Origin of the sequence: Nonomuraea sp. NPDC049129 (assembly GCF_040648495.1) — a bacterium.
Taxonomy (GTDB): domain Bacteria; phylum Actinomycetota; class Actinomycetes; order Streptosporangiales; family Streptosporangiaceae; genus Nonomuraea.
The window spans coordinates 31,721-46,266 of the sequence record NZ_JBEZDU010000009.1; the positions used below are offsets into that span (position 1 = coordinate 31,721).

At 69.8% G+C, this 14,546-nt stretch carries 16 protein-coding genes; 6 read left to right on the forward strand and 10 right to left on the reverse strand.

Annotated elements, in window-relative coordinates; genetic code table 11:
* Nucleotides 1-131: 131 nt before the first annotated feature.
* From AB0B64_RS27890 to AB0B64_RS27900, 3 genes are all read right to left on the reverse strand, one after another.
* Nucleotides 132-875, reverse strand: a complete 744-nt coding sequence (locus tag AB0B64_RS27890; protein ID WP_358180748.1) for a DUF427 domain-containing protein — start codon at nucleotides 873-875, stop codon at nucleotides 132-134.
* Nucleotides 876-924: 49 nt separating this feature from the next.
* Nucleotides 925-1,512, reverse strand: a complete 588-nt coding sequence (locus AB0B64_RS27895) for a hypothetical protein (protein WP_358180751.1) — start codon at nucleotides 1,510-1,512, stop codon at nucleotides 925-927.
* A 79-nt stretch (nucleotides 1,513-1,591) separates the two neighbouring features.
* Complete coding sequence (locus AB0B64_RS27900) at nucleotides 1,592-2,059, reverse strand: adenylyltransferase/cytidyltransferase family protein (protein ID WP_357946010.1); 468 nt, start codon at nucleotides 2,057-2,059, stop codon at nucleotides 1,592-1,594.
* A gap of 159 nt (nucleotides 2,060-2,218) precedes the next feature.
* Here AB0B64_RS27900 and AB0B64_RS27905 point away from each other — a divergent pair, with 159 nt between their 5' ends.
* Nucleotides 2,219-2,683: an ATP-binding protein gene (locus tag AB0B64_RS27905; RefSeq protein WP_357946008.1), complete on the forward strand. Its 465-nt coding sequence runs from the start codon at nucleotides 2,219-2,221 to the stop codon at nucleotides 2,681-2,683.
* A 112-nt stretch (nucleotides 2,684-2,795) separates the two neighbouring features.
* Nucleotides 2,796-3,737: a class A beta-lactamase gene (gene bla / locus AB0B64_RS27910; RefSeq protein WP_358180754.1), complete on the forward strand. Its 942-nt coding sequence runs from the start codon at nucleotides 2,796-2,798 to the stop codon at nucleotides 3,735-3,737.
* A gap of 4 nt (nucleotides 3,738-3,741) precedes the next feature.
* On the opposite strand, the gene AB0B64_RS27915 is transcribed toward bla, so the two are convergent.
* Nucleotides 3,742-4,719, reverse strand: coding sequence for a LuxR C-terminal-related transcriptional regulator (locus AB0B64_RS27915; RefSeq protein WP_357946004.1), 978 nt, complete (start codon nucleotides 4,717-4,719; stop codon nucleotides 3,742-3,744).
* A gap of 228 nt (nucleotides 4,720-4,947) precedes the next feature.
* On the opposite strand from AB0B64_RS27915, the gene AB0B64_RS27920 reads away from it, so the two are divergent.
* The 3 genes from AB0B64_RS27920 to AB0B64_RS27930 are packed head-to-tail and all read left to right on the forward strand — an operon-like array spanning nucleotide 4,948 to nucleotide 8,407.
* The gene (locus tag AB0B64_RS27920; RefSeq protein WP_358180757.1) at nucleotides 4,948-6,930 is read left to right on the forward strand and encodes a TRAP transporter fused permease subunit; all 1,983 of its coding nucleotides are present in this window, start codon (nucleotides 4,948-4,950) and stop codon (nucleotides 6,928-6,930) included.
* On the forward strand, nucleotides 6,927-7,874 hold the full coding sequence (locus AB0B64_RS27925; protein WP_358180760.1) for a TAXI family TRAP transporter solute-binding subunit: 948 nt from the start codon (nucleotides 6,927-6,929) through the stop codon (nucleotides 7,872-7,874). Before AB0B64_RS27920 ends, AB0B64_RS27925 begins: the two co-directional genes overlap by 4 nt.
* Nucleotides 7,875-7,894: 20 nt before the next feature.
* Complete coding sequence (locus AB0B64_RS27930) at nucleotides 7,895-8,407, forward strand: DUF1850 domain-containing protein (protein ID WP_357945997.1); 513 nt, start codon at nucleotides 7,895-7,897, stop codon at nucleotides 8,405-8,407.
* Here the strand turns inward: AB0B64_RS27930 and AB0B64_RS27935 are convergent.
* The 4 genes from AB0B64_RS27935 to AB0B64_RS27950 all read right to left on the reverse strand — a co-directional run bounded on the left by AB0B64_RS27935 (nucleotide 8,317) and on the right by AB0B64_RS27950 (nucleotide 12,176).
* The gene (locus AB0B64_RS27935; RefSeq protein WP_357945994.1) at nucleotides 8,317-9,285 is read right to left on the reverse strand and encodes a magnesium transporter CorA family protein; all 969 of its coding nucleotides are present in this window, start codon (nucleotides 9,283-9,285) and stop codon (nucleotides 8,317-8,319) included. The two genes, AB0B64_RS27930 and AB0B64_RS27935, sit on opposite strands and share 91 nt — an antisense overlap.
* Entirely contained in the window at nucleotides 9,285-9,998 is a 714-nt protein-coding gene (locus AB0B64_RS27940) for a DUF72 domain-containing protein (protein WP_357945991.1), read from the reverse strand. Before AB0B64_RS27940 ends, AB0B64_RS27935 begins: the two co-directional genes overlap by 1 nt.
* A gap of 86 nt (nucleotides 9,999-10,084) precedes the next feature.
* Nucleotides 10,085-10,945, reverse strand: coding sequence for an NAD(+)/NADH kinase (locus AB0B64_RS27945; protein WP_357945988.1), 861 nt, complete (start codon nucleotides 10,943-10,945; stop codon nucleotides 10,085-10,087).
* 67 nt (nucleotides 10,946-11,012) lie between these two features.
* Entirely contained in the window at nucleotides 11,013-12,176 is a 1,164-nt protein-coding gene (locus tag AB0B64_RS27950) for an FAD-binding oxidoreductase (protein WP_357945986.1), read from the reverse strand.
* 195 nt (nucleotides 12,177-12,371) lie between these two features.
* On the opposite strand from AB0B64_RS27950, the gene AB0B64_RS27955 reads away from it, so the two are divergent.
* Nucleotides 12,372-13,397, forward strand: coding sequence for an SDR family oxidoreductase (locus AB0B64_RS27955; RefSeq protein ID WP_358180763.1), 1,026 nt, complete (start codon nucleotides 12,372-12,374; stop codon nucleotides 13,395-13,397).
* 68 nt (nucleotides 13,398-13,465) lie between these two features.
* On the opposite strand, the gene AB0B64_RS27960 is transcribed toward AB0B64_RS27955, so the two are convergent.
* Both AB0B64_RS27960 and AB0B64_RS27965 read right to left on the reverse strand, forming a co-directional pair.
* Nucleotides 13,466-14,005, reverse strand: a complete 540-nt coding sequence (locus tag AB0B64_RS27960) for a hypothetical protein (protein WP_357945980.1) — start codon at nucleotides 14,003-14,005, stop codon at nucleotides 13,466-13,468.
* Nucleotides 14,006-14,044: 39 nt separating this feature from the next.
* Complete coding sequence (locus AB0B64_RS27965; RefSeq protein WP_357945977.1) at nucleotides 14,045-14,470, reverse strand: nucleoside deaminase; 426 nt, start codon at nucleotides 14,468-14,470, stop codon at nucleotides 14,045-14,047.
* Nucleotides 14,471-14,546: the final 76 nt, after the last annotated feature.

The window sequence follows — 14,546 nt, forward strand, 5'->3', positions numbered from 1 at the left end:
AAGAAGACCGAGCTCCGACGCCTATCCGCGCGTATATATGACTACGCGATGAGAAAGCCTACTACACGCACGTGTAGTCGCTCAGACAGCCCTCCTGGCAGGCTTGGTGACAAATGCCGATCCCCGGCGCGTCAGGCGAACTTGCTCTTCGGCCGCTCCTGGAGCTCGCCGTCGAGATAGATGTCGAGCTTCTCGTTGTAGAACGCGATCAGCCCCGCGACCCGCTGGCTCTCCGGCAGCGGCGTCCGGTACGACCAGGCGAGGTCCTTGACGCCGTTGACCGTCCAGTACTCCGCCGTCCCCTTGTACGGGCAGTTGGTAGCGGTGTCGGTGTGTTCGAGCAGGTCGAGCCGTACATCCGTCTTGGGCAGGTAGTAGCGGGCGGGCAGCCCCGTCTCGAACAGGATGCGGGGGCTGTGCGAGTCGGCCACCGTCACACCGTCGACCTCGACGCGTACGTGCCGCGAGCTCGGCAGGATGTCGACCCTGGTGTACGGGTCGCGCGGGTGGAAGAAGACCTCCTCGTCCTCCTCGAACCAGGCGTCCATGGCGTCCCACTCGAAGCGGATGTGCCCGCGGATGTCGGCCAGCGGAGACTCCGGGTAGGCCAGCCCCGCCTCCGGGGCCTCCGCGCTTCCCGAGGTGACGGTGTAGACGACGCCCTCTCCCCTGCTGGGCGAGTGCTTCGTCGCGCCCGTCTGCTTGAGCGCCGACTCGTCGACGTCCGCGAGCGGGAAGTAGTACGTCGGGTAGTAGGGCGCTTCCCACACCAGGAGGGCGTGGCTGGTGTCGGCCACCGCCCGGCCGCCGAGGTAGGTCCTGACGCGCTTGGCGGAGTGCTCGACACGCACCCGGCCGCGGTTCGTGGCTTCCATGCTCGCGGCAACCCCCGTGGAGTCACCACTATTCCCCACAAATCCGGCTCTACCGGATGCCGAAGGCCGCCAGGGTCGTCCACGTCGCCGCCACGCCCACCAGCGCACCGGCCACCACCTGCGCCCACGTGTGGTGCGCCAGCCGTACCCGGGCCCAGCACACCAGCGCCACCACGGCCGCCCCCACCAGGCCGGTCGGCACGGCGGGCAGGACGTGGGCGAGCACCACCACGGTGCCCGCGCAGACGGCGGCGTGGAAGGAGATCTTCCAGCGCATCGTGACCGGCACGGTGACGGCCAGCGCGACGAGCATCGCGGTCACCGTGGCCACCAGCAGCGTCGGCGCGCCCAGCGCGACGAGGAGCACCAGGGCGACCAGTACGGCGGCGACGGCGGCCAGCAGGGGCCCGGTGCGGCGGGTCCGGTCGACGATGTGGTGGGAGTCCAGCCGCCCCGAGCGGACGCCCAGCGCGATCACCCCGGCGGGCACACCGCCGCACAGCGCCGAGGCCGCCAGGCCCCACGCGGCGCCGCTCCAGCCGTGGGCGATCAGCCCCACGGCCGGTGGCATGGTGATCACCAGCACCTGCGGGGCCAGCAGGTCCGTCACCCGCTTGGCTACCAGATCGACCGTCATGCCAGCAAAGCCTACGCGATCTTGAAAGGGCGGCCATCCATGACTACCCGATCTTGAAAAGACCGGCCCGCCAAAGGGGTCAGCCCTTGCCCGCCGCGTTGACGATCCTGGTGGTCGAGCGGTTGGGGATGGCCTCCAGCTCCCAGCATTCGGCGCCCAGCAGCGCGGCCGCGGCGCATCGGCCGCCCGCGTGCGGGTCGCCCGCGGTGTGCGCCAGCGCGCCGGGCCGCATGGGGGCGAGCAGATCGATGTAGTCCTCCGGGCCGTGCGCCGCCGAGGGCCCGGTCACGATGAACACCCCACTCACGAAGCGGAGCGCGGCCAGCACCTCGGCGCGCTCCGCCGCCGGGTTGAACGGGCGCGTCGGCCCCTTCCACGCGCGCACGCGCGGGTCGTCCTCCACACCGACGACCAGCGGCAGCCCGCGCCCGGCGACGGCACCCAGGTAACGCACGTGTCCGACGTGCAGGATGTCGAAGACTCCGGTCACGAACACTGCCCCCGGGTGATCGTACGGCTGCACCCAGACGGCCTCCAGGCTGCTCACGCAGGCACCCCTCCTAGTCGACTCGTCGATCGCAGCGTACTCGGTCCGCCCGGACGATCGCGCGGGCGGCCATGGGAAAGGGCATTCCTACCTTTTAGCGATAATCTCCCGCACCCCTCTGACGCGTCTCATGACGTCGCCGTAATCGGGGAGGTCGCCGTGGCACCGCCGGACTTTCACCAGTTGGAGCAAGGGGGCGAGGAGCCCGGCAACGATGCTCTCGTCGTACGGTTCCCGGGGACTCCGTCCCAGGTGGCCAGGGCCAGGGGGCTGGTGACGGCGGCGCTCGGGCGTGATCATCCGCTGTACGACGACTGCGTGCTGCTCACCAGCGAGCTGGCCACGAACGCGATCCTGCACTCCCGCTCGGGTGAGGGCGGGTCGTTCACGGTGTCGGTGCTCGCCGCGGGGTCCCTGGTGCGGGTGCTCGTCAGGGACGGGGGTTCGAGCGGGCCGCCGTGCGCGTGCCGTACCGAGACGCAGGCGACCAGCGGACGCGGCCTGCCGTTGATCGAGACGCTCAGCCACCGGTGGGGGTTCGTCCGCGAGAACGGCGCGACGTCGGTGTGGTTCGAGTTGCGGCAGGTGATGATCCCCGCGCAGCGGTCGGCGGAGGCCGTCTGACCTGCGATCATTTGTCAGCCGATATAGATCCCTTCTCCATATCGATATTGGACACCATCTGATCCGATCTGCTGTGCTCCTCTCCTCTGACGGACGAGAGCAAGGACATGGCATGCGACACCCTCGCCGCCTCACGGCCGCACTGCAAGCGACCGCGCTGACGGTCTCCCTCCTGGCGGGCGGCGCCTACGGAGCGGGCACCGCCTCGGCCGCGACCGCACCGTCTCAGGTGGTGAGCGACGGTCAGGCAGCCGCGAAGAAGGAGTTGCGCGCGCTGGAGGCGTCCTACAAGGGCCGCATCGGCGCGTACGCCCTGGACACGGCCACGGGGAAGACGATCGCCTACCGGGCGGGCGAGCGTTTCCCGCTGCTGTCCACCTTCAAGGCGATGGTCTCCGCCGCCGCGCTGCACAAGGCCCGCACCTCCGACCCGGGACTGATGGAGCGGGTCGTCCACTGGACGGCCGACGACCTGAAGCCGAACTCGCCGGTCACCGAGAAGCATGTCAAGGACGGGCTGACCGTCGCCGAGCTGTGCAAGGCGGCGATCACCTACAGCGACAACACCGCCGGCAACATGGTGCTGAAGCAGATCGGCGGACCGGCGGGCCTGACCCGCTACTTCCGTACGCTGAAGGACCCGATCTCCCGCCTGGACCGCTGGGAGACCGAGCTCAACGACTGGACTCCCAAGGACAAGCGGGACACCACCACGCCCGCCTCAGTGGCCCGCGACCTCGGGAAGGTCACGACCGGCGACGCGCTCACCGCCAAGGACCGGGAGACGCTCAACGGCTGGCTGATCGCCAACACGACCGGCGACGCCCGCATCCGCGCCGGCCTGCCCAAGACCTGGACGGTCGGTGACAAGACCGGCACCGGCCCGTCGTACGGAACGGCCAATGACATCGCCATCGCCTGGCCCAAGAAGGGTGCCGCCCCCATCATCCTGGCGATCTACACCAACCGCCCGGCCGCCGATGCCGCCAACGACGAGAAGGTCATCGCCGACACCGCCACCGTCCTCGCCCGCGGTTTGGGCAAGATCTCCTAGCAGGCTAGACGTCGAGGCGGCATAGCCCCTCGGCGAGCGCCTTGGTGGTGAGGCGGGTGCGGCTGTCGCAGCCCAGCTTGGCGAAGATGTGCTCAAGGTGGGTCGTCACGGTGCGGACGCTGAGCACCAGGGCGGCGGCGATCTGCGGGTTGGAGTCGCCGGCGGCCACCCGGGTGAGCACGTCCACCTCCCTGCCGGTCAGCTCGTACGGCAGGGAGCACGGGCGTTCGGCCACCACCGCGCCCTGGAGCGAGCCCTGGAACCCGACGCCGGCCCGCAGCACCCGCACCTCGTGCCAGCGGCCGTCGCGGTCGAGCCACAGACCGCGGCGGCTCAGCTCGCGCGAGTCGATGAAGGCGCGGGCGAGCCCCGCGATGGCCGGTTCGTCCCACAAGGCCGCGGATCTGGCGACGCCGGGGACCTCACGGCGGACGCCCAGCCGGTCGAAGGCGGCCGCGAGAAACCCGGCCGGTAAGCCCACAGGGTCGATCACGCATCGGGTCAGGTCCGTGACATGCGCCAGCATGGGCGCCACGGCCGCGACCAGCGAGCCGGTGAGCTCGGGGAAGGCCTCTCTGGCCGCCAGGTGCAGCAGGCCCGTGTAGCGGCCCTCGGCCAGGAACAGCGGCGCGGTCAGCCCGGCGCGCCACCCGTAAGGGGCGAGATGGCGGCGGAAATAGCGCTCGGTGCCCGGCTCGGGCATCGGCACCGGCGCCCGCGTGGCCATCGCCGTGCGGTAGGCCTCCAGCCCGATGTATTCCTCTGCGGCGTCGCCGTCGATGCGCCGGTGGCCGTCGGAGACGACGCTGTGATGCCGCCCGCTGGCCGGGTCGAACGCGACGAACTCGTAGGCGTCGACCGGGACCACCCGGCGCAGCGCGGCCATCGCACCGCGCGCGCCACCACCCCCGCCGCCCGCCGCCTGGTAGCCGATTTCGGCGAACGCCTGCAGCTGGCGGACGTTCAGGGTGATCTCGGCCACGGTTCTTTATATCAGTGCGTGCGTGCACGCACCGAGGTCTCCGGCCGCAGTGTGTGCACGCACACACTGCGGTTTCCGGCTGCGGCCTGCCATTCCGGAACACCGGCCAAGCGTCGCGGCCGAATTGCCCGCCGATCGCCGCCGTCCAGATTCCTGTACCGAACTGGGCCTTCCTCATTGCGTAAAGGACTCGTAAAGTCCCTTCAAACGCCCTGTCAGGGAGGACACTTGACCGAGCTGAGCGACCGCGACGCGGAGCTGGTGTCGGCCCACGAGCAGGAGCGTCCGGCCCGGCGGTTGACCGGGACGCTGCGGCTCGGCGTATGGATCGTCGGCGGGCTGCTGTCCGCGTACTCACTGGTGGTGGTGTTCAGGCCGGTCGAGGCGCTGGAGCATCGGCTGACGTTCCTGGCGGTGGCGCTGCCGCTGGTGTTCCTCTGCTATCGCTCGGGGATCTCGTCGGCGCTCCGGCGGGTACGCGGCGCGGCACCGCCCGCGCAGCCGTCCGAGGAGGCGCGCCGTGACGTGGTCGATCGGCCCGGGGTGGGTGACTGGCTGCTGGCGGCGGCCGCGCTCGCGGTGCTCGTCTACCCGCTGCTCGACATCGACGCGTTCCGTGACCGGGGCTCGGGCGCGGCGCTGACCGGGCTCGACATCGCGGCCGGCCTGGTGCTGACCGTGCTGCTGCTGGAAGCGGTCCGCCGCACGGTTGGCTGGTCACTCACCATCATCTGCCTAATTTTCCTGGCTTATGCCTATTTCGGAGCATATTTGCCGATTGGGTGGACGATAGGCCATCGCGGCTTCGACCTCGCGCAGATCGTGTCGCAGCTCTACACGGGCACCGAGGGCTTCTTCGGCGTCCCCATGCAGGTCGCGGCCAGCTACATCATCCTTTTCACAATTTATGGCGCCGTGCTGGATTATTCGGGCGCGAGCAAGTTCTTCATCGACCTGAGCTTCGCCGCCTTCCGCAAATCCCGCGCCGCCCCCGGCCGTACGGTCACCACCGCCGGCTTCCTGCTCGGCACCGTCTCCGGCTCCGGCGTGGCCACCACGGTCAGCCTCGGCAGCGTGGCCTGGCCGGTGCTCCGGCGGGCCGGCTACCCCAAGGAGGCGGCGGGCGGCATCCTCGCCTCGGGCGGCATCGGGGCGATCCTCTCCCCGCCCACGCTTGGCGCGGCGGCGTTCATCATCGCCGAGTATCTCAAGGTCAGCTACCTCGAGGTGCTCGTCTACGCGACGATCCCCACGATCCTGTACTACCTGGGCATCTTCCTGGCCATCGAGATCGACTCGCGCCGCTTCGGCACCCACGCCGTCCCGGTGGACGCGCCGAAGGCGGGCCGGCTGCTGCTGCGCTTCGGCTACCACTTCAGCTCGCTGATCCTCATCATCGTGCTGATGGCGCTGGACCGGTCGGCGTTCCAGTCGGTCGTGATCGCCACCGCCATCGCGTTCGCGCTGTCCTTCCTCGATCCTGAGCACCGGATGGGCCCGAAGCGGACCGCGCAGGCGCTGGCCAAGGGCACGCTGGAGGTGCTGCCCGTGACGGCGGTGTGCGCGGCGGCGGGCATCATCGTCGGCGTCATCACCCAGACCGGGCTCGGGCTCAACCTCAGCGCGATCATCGTGGACGTCGCCGCGGGCAACCTCATCCTGACGACGTTCATGTCCGGGGTCGCGGTCATGCTGCTGGGCCTGGCCGTACCGGTGACCGCGAGCTTCATCATCGCGGCGGTGATCATCGCGCCGGCGCTCACCACGCTCGGCGTCACGTCCGCCGAGGCGTACATGTTTGTTTTTTACTACGCGGTGTTGTCCGAGGTGAGCCCGCCGACCGCGCTGTCGGCCGTCGCGGCGGCGGCGATCACCGGCGGCAACACCTACAAGACGATGATGATGACCTGGCGCTACACGCTGCCCGCGTTCCTGGTGCCGTTCGCGTTCGTGCTCACGCCGAACGGCCAGGCGCTGCTCGGGCAGGGACCGATCGGCACGGTGCTGCTGATGACCGCCGTCTCGGCCGTCGCTGTGGCGGCCCTGGCCATGGCGACCGGCGGGGTGACCGGGTGGCCCGAGCGGCTGCTGGCCACCGTGGCGGCCGTGTTGCTGCTGTTCCTCGAACCCGTCCCCATCGTCGCGGGCCTGGCCGTCCTGGCCGTCGCGGCGGCCGTGCACCTCATCAGGAGAAGGAGAGTCCCAGCGTGAAGCGGATCCTTGCGGTACTCGCCGCCACGGCACTGGCCGCCGGGGCGGCGGCCTGCGGCGACGTGAGCGGCTCGGGCCACCGGTTGTCGATCGCGACGGGCGGCACGACCGGCGTCTACTACGTGTACGGCGGGGGCCTGGCCAAGCAGCTGACCGACAACATCGCCAACACCCAGGCCACCGCGTCCGTCACCTCCGCCTCCGTCGAGAACATCAAGCTGCTGGCCACCGGCAAGGCCGACATCGCCTTCTCGCAGAGCGACACGGCCGCCGACGCCGTCAACGGGACCGGGTCCTTCACCGCCAAGCAGCCGATCAAGGCCATCGCCCGCATCTACGACAACTACGCCCACGTCGTCGTCGCCCCCGGCCTCGCCGCGAGCAAGGTCGCCGACCTGAAGGGCAAGCGGGTCTCGATCGGCCCGCCCAACTCCGGCACCCAGGTCCTGGCCAGGCGCCTGCTGGAGGCGGCCGGCCTGAACCCCGACTCCGACATCTCCAAGCAGCAACTGTCCATCAACGAGTCGGTCCAGGCCGTCAAGGACGGCACGATCGACGCGTTCGTCTGGGTCGGCGGGCTGCCCACGGGCGGCATCGTGGACCTGGCCACCAGCAAGCCGGACATGAAGCTGCTCGACACCGCCGACCTGCTCGCGCCGATGCAGGCCAAGTACGGCAAGGAGTACATCGGGCTCGACATCGACATGTCCCTCTACAAGCTGCCGGGCACCGTCAAGACGGTCGGGGTGGCCAATGTCCTGCTCGTGCCCGACAAGATGGACGAACAGCTCGCGTACGACATCACCAAGACGCTGTTCGAGAAGAAGGCCCAGCTCGCGGCCGTTCACCCCGAGGCGGCCAAGCTCGATGTCAAGATCGGCCAGCAGGTGGAGCCGGTCGCGCTGCACCCGGGCGCGGCCCGCTACTACAAGGAGAAGGGCTGATCCGCCTCGCCCTCGCGCTGGTGATTTTGCTGACGGCCGGTGCCTCCGGCGCGGGACGCCCGGCCGTGGACGGGCTGCTCCTGCCGCCGTCCGGCGTGTTCGCGATCGGCTACATCCATTCGATCTACCACGCCCCGTCGGCGGAGGTGTTCACCGTCCAAGGGCGCCGTTTCACCATGCGGGCCGTGGTCTCGACCAGCGGCGGCGTGCTCGACTACTACGCGCTGGAGGGCGAACGCGGCCACGCGGCGGGCCTCTGGACGCTCCGCCTGGCCGTCCCCGCGACCTACGACGAGCTGCCGCTGATCGCCACCCCGATCGGACGCAGGACGCTGATCGCGGGCGGCCGCTGCCTGCCCCTCTACCCCGCCTCGGGAGCCGCGCAGGTACGGCTGACGGTGCGGCTCGCGCTCGACGGCCGGGGCGGCCCCTGCCCCCGCGCCTACAGCCAGTCCTTCTTCTTGAAGATCGCGTACAGCGCCACCGAGGCCACGACCACCAGCGCCGACGCCACCCAGACGCCCCAGGGCTGACCCGAACCCGGGTAGGGCACGTTCATGCCGTAGAAGCCGGTGATCGCGGTCGGCACCGCGATGATCGCCGCCCAGCTGGTGACCCGCTTCATGATCTCGTTCAGCCGGAAACCCTGCTGGGCCAGGCGGGTCTCCCGCATGTTGGCCAGCAGATCGCGCAGCGACTCGGTCCACTCCGTGACACGTACCACGTGGTCGTAGACGTCCTCGTAGTAGGGGGCCATGACCGGGTCGGCGACCAGCTCCTGGTCGCGGCGGAGCAGGGTGCCGATGACCTCGCGCATCGGCATGGTGATCTTGCGGAAGCCGGCCATGTTCTTGCGCAGGTCGTACATGGTCCGCTGCAGCTGCCTGCCGTCGATCGGCGCCTCCTCGAACAGCAGCTCCTCCAGGTTCTCCACTCTGGAGTCGAATTCCTGGACGAGGTCGAACTGCCCGTCGACCACGTAGTCCAGCAGGCCGTGCAGCAGGAACGCCACCCCGTGGCCGGCCAGCCGCTTGTCGGCGTCCCAGCGCTTGACCACCTCGCCGATGTCGAAGTGGTCGCTCTCGCGGACGGTGACCAGCGCGTTCTTCGTCACGAAGGCGTTGACCTCGACCGGATCGAGCCGCCCGTCGTCGAAGTGCACCCCGTAGACGGTGATGAACAGGTGGTTCTGGTAGATGTCCACCTTGGGGCGTTGGTGGTCGGACAGCACGTCCTCGACGGCGAGCTCGTGCAGGCCGAGCTCCTCGCCGACCACGGCGAGGTCCTCCGGCGTCGGCGCGCACAGGTCGAACCAGACGGTGTTGGCCTCGTCGCCCACATAGTCCGAGACTTCCTCGACCGGGAAGCCCTCTTTCTCCAGGACACCGTTTCGATAAAGGCGGGTATGCACTAGACGAGTTTGGCAAAGCGAATCGCGTTCCGCACGGCCGCTCCCCCCGGATCGTTGTTGAAGTAGACGTAGACGTCGGGCCAACCGGCTTCCTTGACCCGCCCGGCCCAGGTCTTCAGCGCCGTGTCCCCGTACGACGGCCAAGGGGTGGCCCGCCCTTCGTGCAGCCGCACGTATCCCCAGCCGGCGGTGCGCCACAACGGGCTCACCGGCCTGCCGAGCCGGTCGGCCCAGCACAGGGCGGCGTCACGGGCCGCCAGGATCTCGCGGACCTCGTCCGTCCACCACGACGGGTGCCTGGGCTCGACCGCGACGCGCACGTGCTTCGGGAAGCAGTCCAGGCAGCGGGCGAGCCGGTCCGGATCGGCCTTCAGGGTCGGCGGGAGCTGCAGGAGGATCGGGCCGAGCTTGTCCTTGAGCGCCGAGGCGGCGTTCATCAGCCGCTCCACCGGCTCCTCCGGATCGGCCAGCCGCTTGATGTGGGTGAGGAACCTGCTGGCCTTGACGGCCATCACGAACCCGTCGGGTGTGCGGTCCCGCCAGCCGGCGAAGGACTCGGGTGAGGGCAGGCGGTAGAAGGCGTTGTTGCTCTCGACGGTGGGGAACGTCTCGCCGTACGTCTCCAGCCAGAGGCGCTGCGGGACCTCCTGCGGATAGAGGATGCCGCGCCAGTCTTTGTACTGCCACCCGGACGTGCCCACCAGCGTCGCCATACCCCGGCGCCTACCCGGCGGAAGGCACCCTATCCACGGTCGATCGACTTCGGCGCCGGCCAGCGGAATGCGCACCGAATCCATGCTCAGTCGACCTCGGCGCTGCCGTCCACCCGCAGCTTGCGCCGGGCCCGCTCGTAGAACGTGGTCCCCATGCGCACCACGTTGGCCGCGGCCGGCATGGCGGCCACCGTGACACGGTCACCGGGGCACAGATGCCCCAGCACCGCCCCGTCCACCTCCACCGCCAGCCGCCCGCTCGTGGGCAGCAGCTCCAGCGTCACCTCCTCGTCGGCGGGCAGGACCAGCGCCCGGTTGAACGATGAGTGGGCGGCGGCGGGCACGACCAGCAGCGCCGCCACCCGCGGCGACACGATCGGGCCGCCCGCGGCGAAGCTGTAGGCGGTGGACCCGGTGGTCGTGGCCACGATCACGGCGTCGGCCGCGTAGCGCACGAACGGATCGTCACCCGGCATGACGGAGACGGCGGCCATGCCGTCGCCCGGGATGCGCACCAGAGCGATGTCGTTGAACGCGATCAGCTCCTCGGCCCCGTCGAGCTTGGTCCGCACGGCCATGCGCGGCTCGATCGTGTAGCGGTGCCCGTCGATGGCGGACAGCGTGGCGGGCAACTCCGCGATGTCGATCTCGGCCAGGAACCCCAGCCGTCCCAGGTTCACCCCCAGCACCGGCGTCTTCCGCCCGGCGATGAGCCGCATGGTGCGCAGCATCGTCCCGTCACCGCCGAGGCTCACCAGCAGGTCGGCCCGCTCGGTCAGCAGGTCGACGTCGACCGGCACGGCGCTGCAGTCGATGCGGCCGACCTCCTCCGGGAGCCCCATGACGGTGACACCCCTGGCGGCGGCCCAGCTCAAAATGGTGTCGATCGCCTCTTTGGAGTCGCGCCGTGGATGCAAGACCAGCCCGACCGTCCCGACCATACCCATGTGGCCAGCTTAGGGGCCCGGTCACAGGGCCCGACGTCCGCCGCCCGCCCGTCCGGTGTGCCGCCGTTCAGACGATGTTGAGCTCCGGTCTGGCCCCGGCCAGGGCGAAGCGACTCGCGTCGAAGCCGCTGACGTCCACGAACGGCGTCCGGTCCAGGTAGAGGTCGCGGACCACCTCGCCGACGGCCGGGCTCATCAGGAAGCCGTGGCCGGAGAAACCGGTGGCGTAGATGAACCTGTCGACGTCCGGGGCGGTCCCGATGAGCGCGTTGTGGTCCGGCGTCACCTCGTACAGGCCGGCCCATCCGGTGGCGATGCCGGTCTCCAGCAGGGCCGGGGCACGGCGGGCCATGGCCTCGCCCAGCCTCGGCAGCCAGGCGTCGGACCGGTCGAACTTGAACCCCGGCGTCTCGTCGGGATCGGACATGCCCAGCAGCAGGCCGGGACCTTCGCGGTGGAAGTAGAACGTGGTGCCGAAGTCGATGGTGAACGTCGTGGGCGGCAGAGCGGGGATCGGCTCGGTGATCAGGATCTGCCTGCGCAGCGGGCTCACCGGCAGGTCGACGCCCACCCAGTCGCCTATGGGACGTGACCAGGCGCCGGCCGCGCAGATCACGGTGTCGGTCTCGATGCGGCCGCCCTCGGTCTGGACGGCGACGATGCGGCCGTCCACCGTCTCGATGCCGGTCGCGGCGCAGTTGGGCAGCAGCCGCGCGCCGAGCCGGCGGGCCGCGCCCGCGTAGCCGAGCACCACGGACTCGGGCGTGCAGTGGCCGTCGGTGGGCGAGTAGGCGGCGGCGAGCAGGCCGTCGGTGTCGATCAGCGGCGACAGCTCCGCGGCCTCGCGCACCGAGATCATCCTGCTGGGCACGCCGAGGTCGTTCTGGATCGCGACGTTCTTCTCGAACTCCGCCACGGACTCGGGCGAGTCGAGCAGGAACAGGTAGCCCACCTTGTGCAGGTCGATCTCCTGCCCGAAGCGGGCGGCGAAGGTGTCGAAGGTCTCCAGGCTGCGTACGGCGAGCTGGACGTTGACCCGGTCGGAGAACTGCGCCCGCACTCCCCCGGCGGCCTTCGAGGTCGAACCCGAGCCCAGCGGCCCCTTGTCGATGAGGACCACGTCGCTGACCCCGGCCGCGGCCAGCGCGTAGGCCGAGCTGACGCCCATGGCGCCACCCCCGATGACGACCGCTGAGGCCCGCGCGGGCAGCCGGCGTCCGGTTTCGCTCACGGCCACCTCCTTCCCCACTCACTCATGTTTGCGCAGACATCATCGCTCACGCCTCTCGGCGGTCGCTGTCCACACGGGTCCAGGATCGCCGAATGTCCGGATCCGGAGGAAGCGGTCGAGCACGGCCATCTGTGGGCGTAGCCGAAGAGGTTCTTACGCATGTTGATTCGTGAGCGAGGCGGACAGGAAGTCCGCATGCTCGATTCGCGACTGCCGAAGATCGGATTCATTGGCGTGGGCCGGATGGGTCTGCCCATGTGCGCCAATCTGGCCCGCGCGGGACACCACAGACCCGCGAGGGCGGAAATATACGACCGGCAGACGTTATCCGTACCCGAGCGGGGGCATTCGGGGGCCATGCCCGAGCAACCAGACAGCACGCCACCTGCCCAGAACCAGCCCTATCCCGGACATACCGGGGAGATGGCCCCCGAGCCGCGCGATGAGATGCGCGACTACACCGGCACTGAGCTGCTGAAAGGCAAGCGCGCGCTGATCACCGGTGGCGACTCGGGCATCGGCCGCGCGGTGGCCGTCGCCTTCGCGAAGGAGGGGGCCGACGTCGCCATCGCCTACCTGAGTGAGCACGAGGACGCCGCCCACACCAGGAAGCTGGTGGAGGAGACGGGGCAGCGCTGCGTGCTGCTCCCCGGCAATCTGGCCGAGCGCGAACACTGCGCGTCCGTCGTCGCGCAGACGGTGACCGAGCTGGGCGGGCTGGACATCGTGGTCAACAACGTGGCCTACCAGGCGCCGGTCGACTCGCTGGAGGAGCTCACCGAGGAGCAGTGGGAGCACACCTTCGCGGTCAACATCCACAGCTACTACCACGTCACCAAGGCGGCGCTACCCCACCTCCGCAGCGGCTCCGCGATCATCAACACCTCGTCGATCAACGGTCTGCGCGGCAACAAGTCGCTCATCGACTACGCCACGACCAAGGGCGCGATCAACGCCTTCACCTACTCGATGGCGCAGAGCCTCGTCGATCGGGGCATCCGGATCAATGCCGTGGCGCCGGGCCCCGTCTGGACCCCGCTGATCCCCGCGACGATGCCGAAGGAGAAGGTCGAGCAGTTCGGCAAGCAGGTACCGATGAAGCGGGCCGCCGATCCGGACGAGATCGCGCCCTCGTACGTCTTCTTCGCGGCCGAACGGCTGTCGTCGTACTACACCGGCGAGATCCTGGCCCCGATCGGCGGCGAGACGCTCCCCGGTTGAGACACGTGGCCCCTGGTCAGATGGCCGCCGACGTAAGCCTCCCTGATGCCTCGGCCGCCGCGCCCCGGTCAGGCCCGGTCGAGCCGCTGGAACAGGCCGTACACGAACCGGGCCCGGTAGTCCGTGCCCTCATGGGCGAAGTCGACCACCCAATGCTGCGGCGCCGAGCCCTCGCCCTGGGCGGCCCCCGGAAAACTCGTCACGACGTCGCCGACGACGCACCCCCACGGGACCAGGTCCACGAAGGCCAGCGCCTTGTCGCCGTGGGGACGGACGAACCACTGGTTCCATATCGCGCCGTCAGGCCCGATCAGCGCCTCGAACTCCAGGTCCGGCCAGGACGGCAGCGCCCACCGAGCCACCCGGCAGGTCAGGCTCCCGACCGGGGTCGTGCCCTCGTACGACGGCGGACCGAGCATCGTCCGCAACGCGCCCAGGCCCTTCCTGCTACGGACGGAGTGGGCCATCCTCGTCCATTGCGTGTGCGCGGCGCGAAGCTCGGCCCGGGACGCGCCCATGTCCATGAGCGCGTCCTCCACCCGTTCGGCGTTGAGATCACGCATCCGATGCATCAAGGTCAGCTCGAACTGACGAACCCCGAATCCCATGGCCGCCAGCCTGCCAGGCTCGACGGCCGAGGGCGGGGCTCATTTCCCGATGTCCTCATTCCACAGCTCGGGGTTGGCGGCGATGAAGGCGGTCATGAGGTCGACGCATTCCTGGGAGTCGAGCACCACCACCTCCACGCCGTGCCGGGCGAGCCATTCGTGCTGGCCCATGAAGGTCCGGCACTCCCCCACGACGAGCCGCGGGATGCCGAACTGGCGGATCAGGCCACTGCAGTACCAGCAGGGCGACAGCGTGGTCACCATGGTCGTGCCCCGGTAGGTGGGCTGCCGCCCGGCGTCGCGGAACGCGGCGGTCTCGCCGTGCACCGACGGGTCGCCGTCCTGGACCCTGCGGTTGCGGCCCCGGCCGAGCAGCGTGCCGTCCGCCGCGAACAGCGCCGCCCCCACCGGTACGCCGCCCTCGGCGAATCCCTTCCTTGCCTCTTCGAGCGCTACTTCCAGCATGTTCTGCCTATCCCCACAGGCGGGTAATGGCCACCGTGATTTCCTGACGCAACCCTGACCCGGACGTCGACAGGCG

What these genes read in the sequence shown, in the direction of transcription:
- AB0B64_RS27945 (WP_357945988.1), bottom strand. Translation starts at nt 10,945, where the DNA reads ATGGGTATGGTCGGGACGGTCGGGCTGGTCTTGCATCCACGGCGCGAC.
- AB0B64_RS27940 (WP_357945991.1), bottom strand. Translation starts at nt 9,998, where the DNA reads ATGGCGACGCTGGTGGGCACGTCCGGGTGGCAGTACAAAGACTGGCGC.
- AB0B64_RS27895 (WP_358180751.1), bottom strand. Translation starts at nt 1,512, where the DNA reads ATGACGGTCGATCTGGTAGCCAAGCGGGTGACGGACCTGCTGGCCCCG.
- AB0B64_RS27965 (WP_357945977.1), bottom strand. Translation starts at nt 14,470, where the DNA reads ATGCTGGAAGTAGCGCTCGAAGAGGCAAGGAAGGGATTCGCCGAGGGC.
- AB0B64_RS27955 (WP_358180763.1), top strand. Translation starts at nt 12,372, where the DNA reads ATGCTCGATTCGCGACTGCCGAAGATCGGATTCATTGGCGTGGGCCGG.
- AB0B64_RS27960 (WP_357945980.1), bottom strand. Translation starts at nt 14,005, where the DNA reads ATGGGATTCGGGGTTCGTCAGTTCGAGCTGACCTTGATGCATCGGATG.
- AB0B64_RS27890 (WP_358180748.1), bottom strand. Translation starts at nt 875, where the DNA reads ATGGAAGCCACGAACCGCGGCCGGGTGCGTGTCGAGCACTCCGCCAAG.
- bla (WP_358180754.1), top strand. Translation starts at nt 2,796, where the DNA reads ATGCGACACCCTCGCCGCCTCACGGCCGCACTGCAAGCGACCGCGCTG.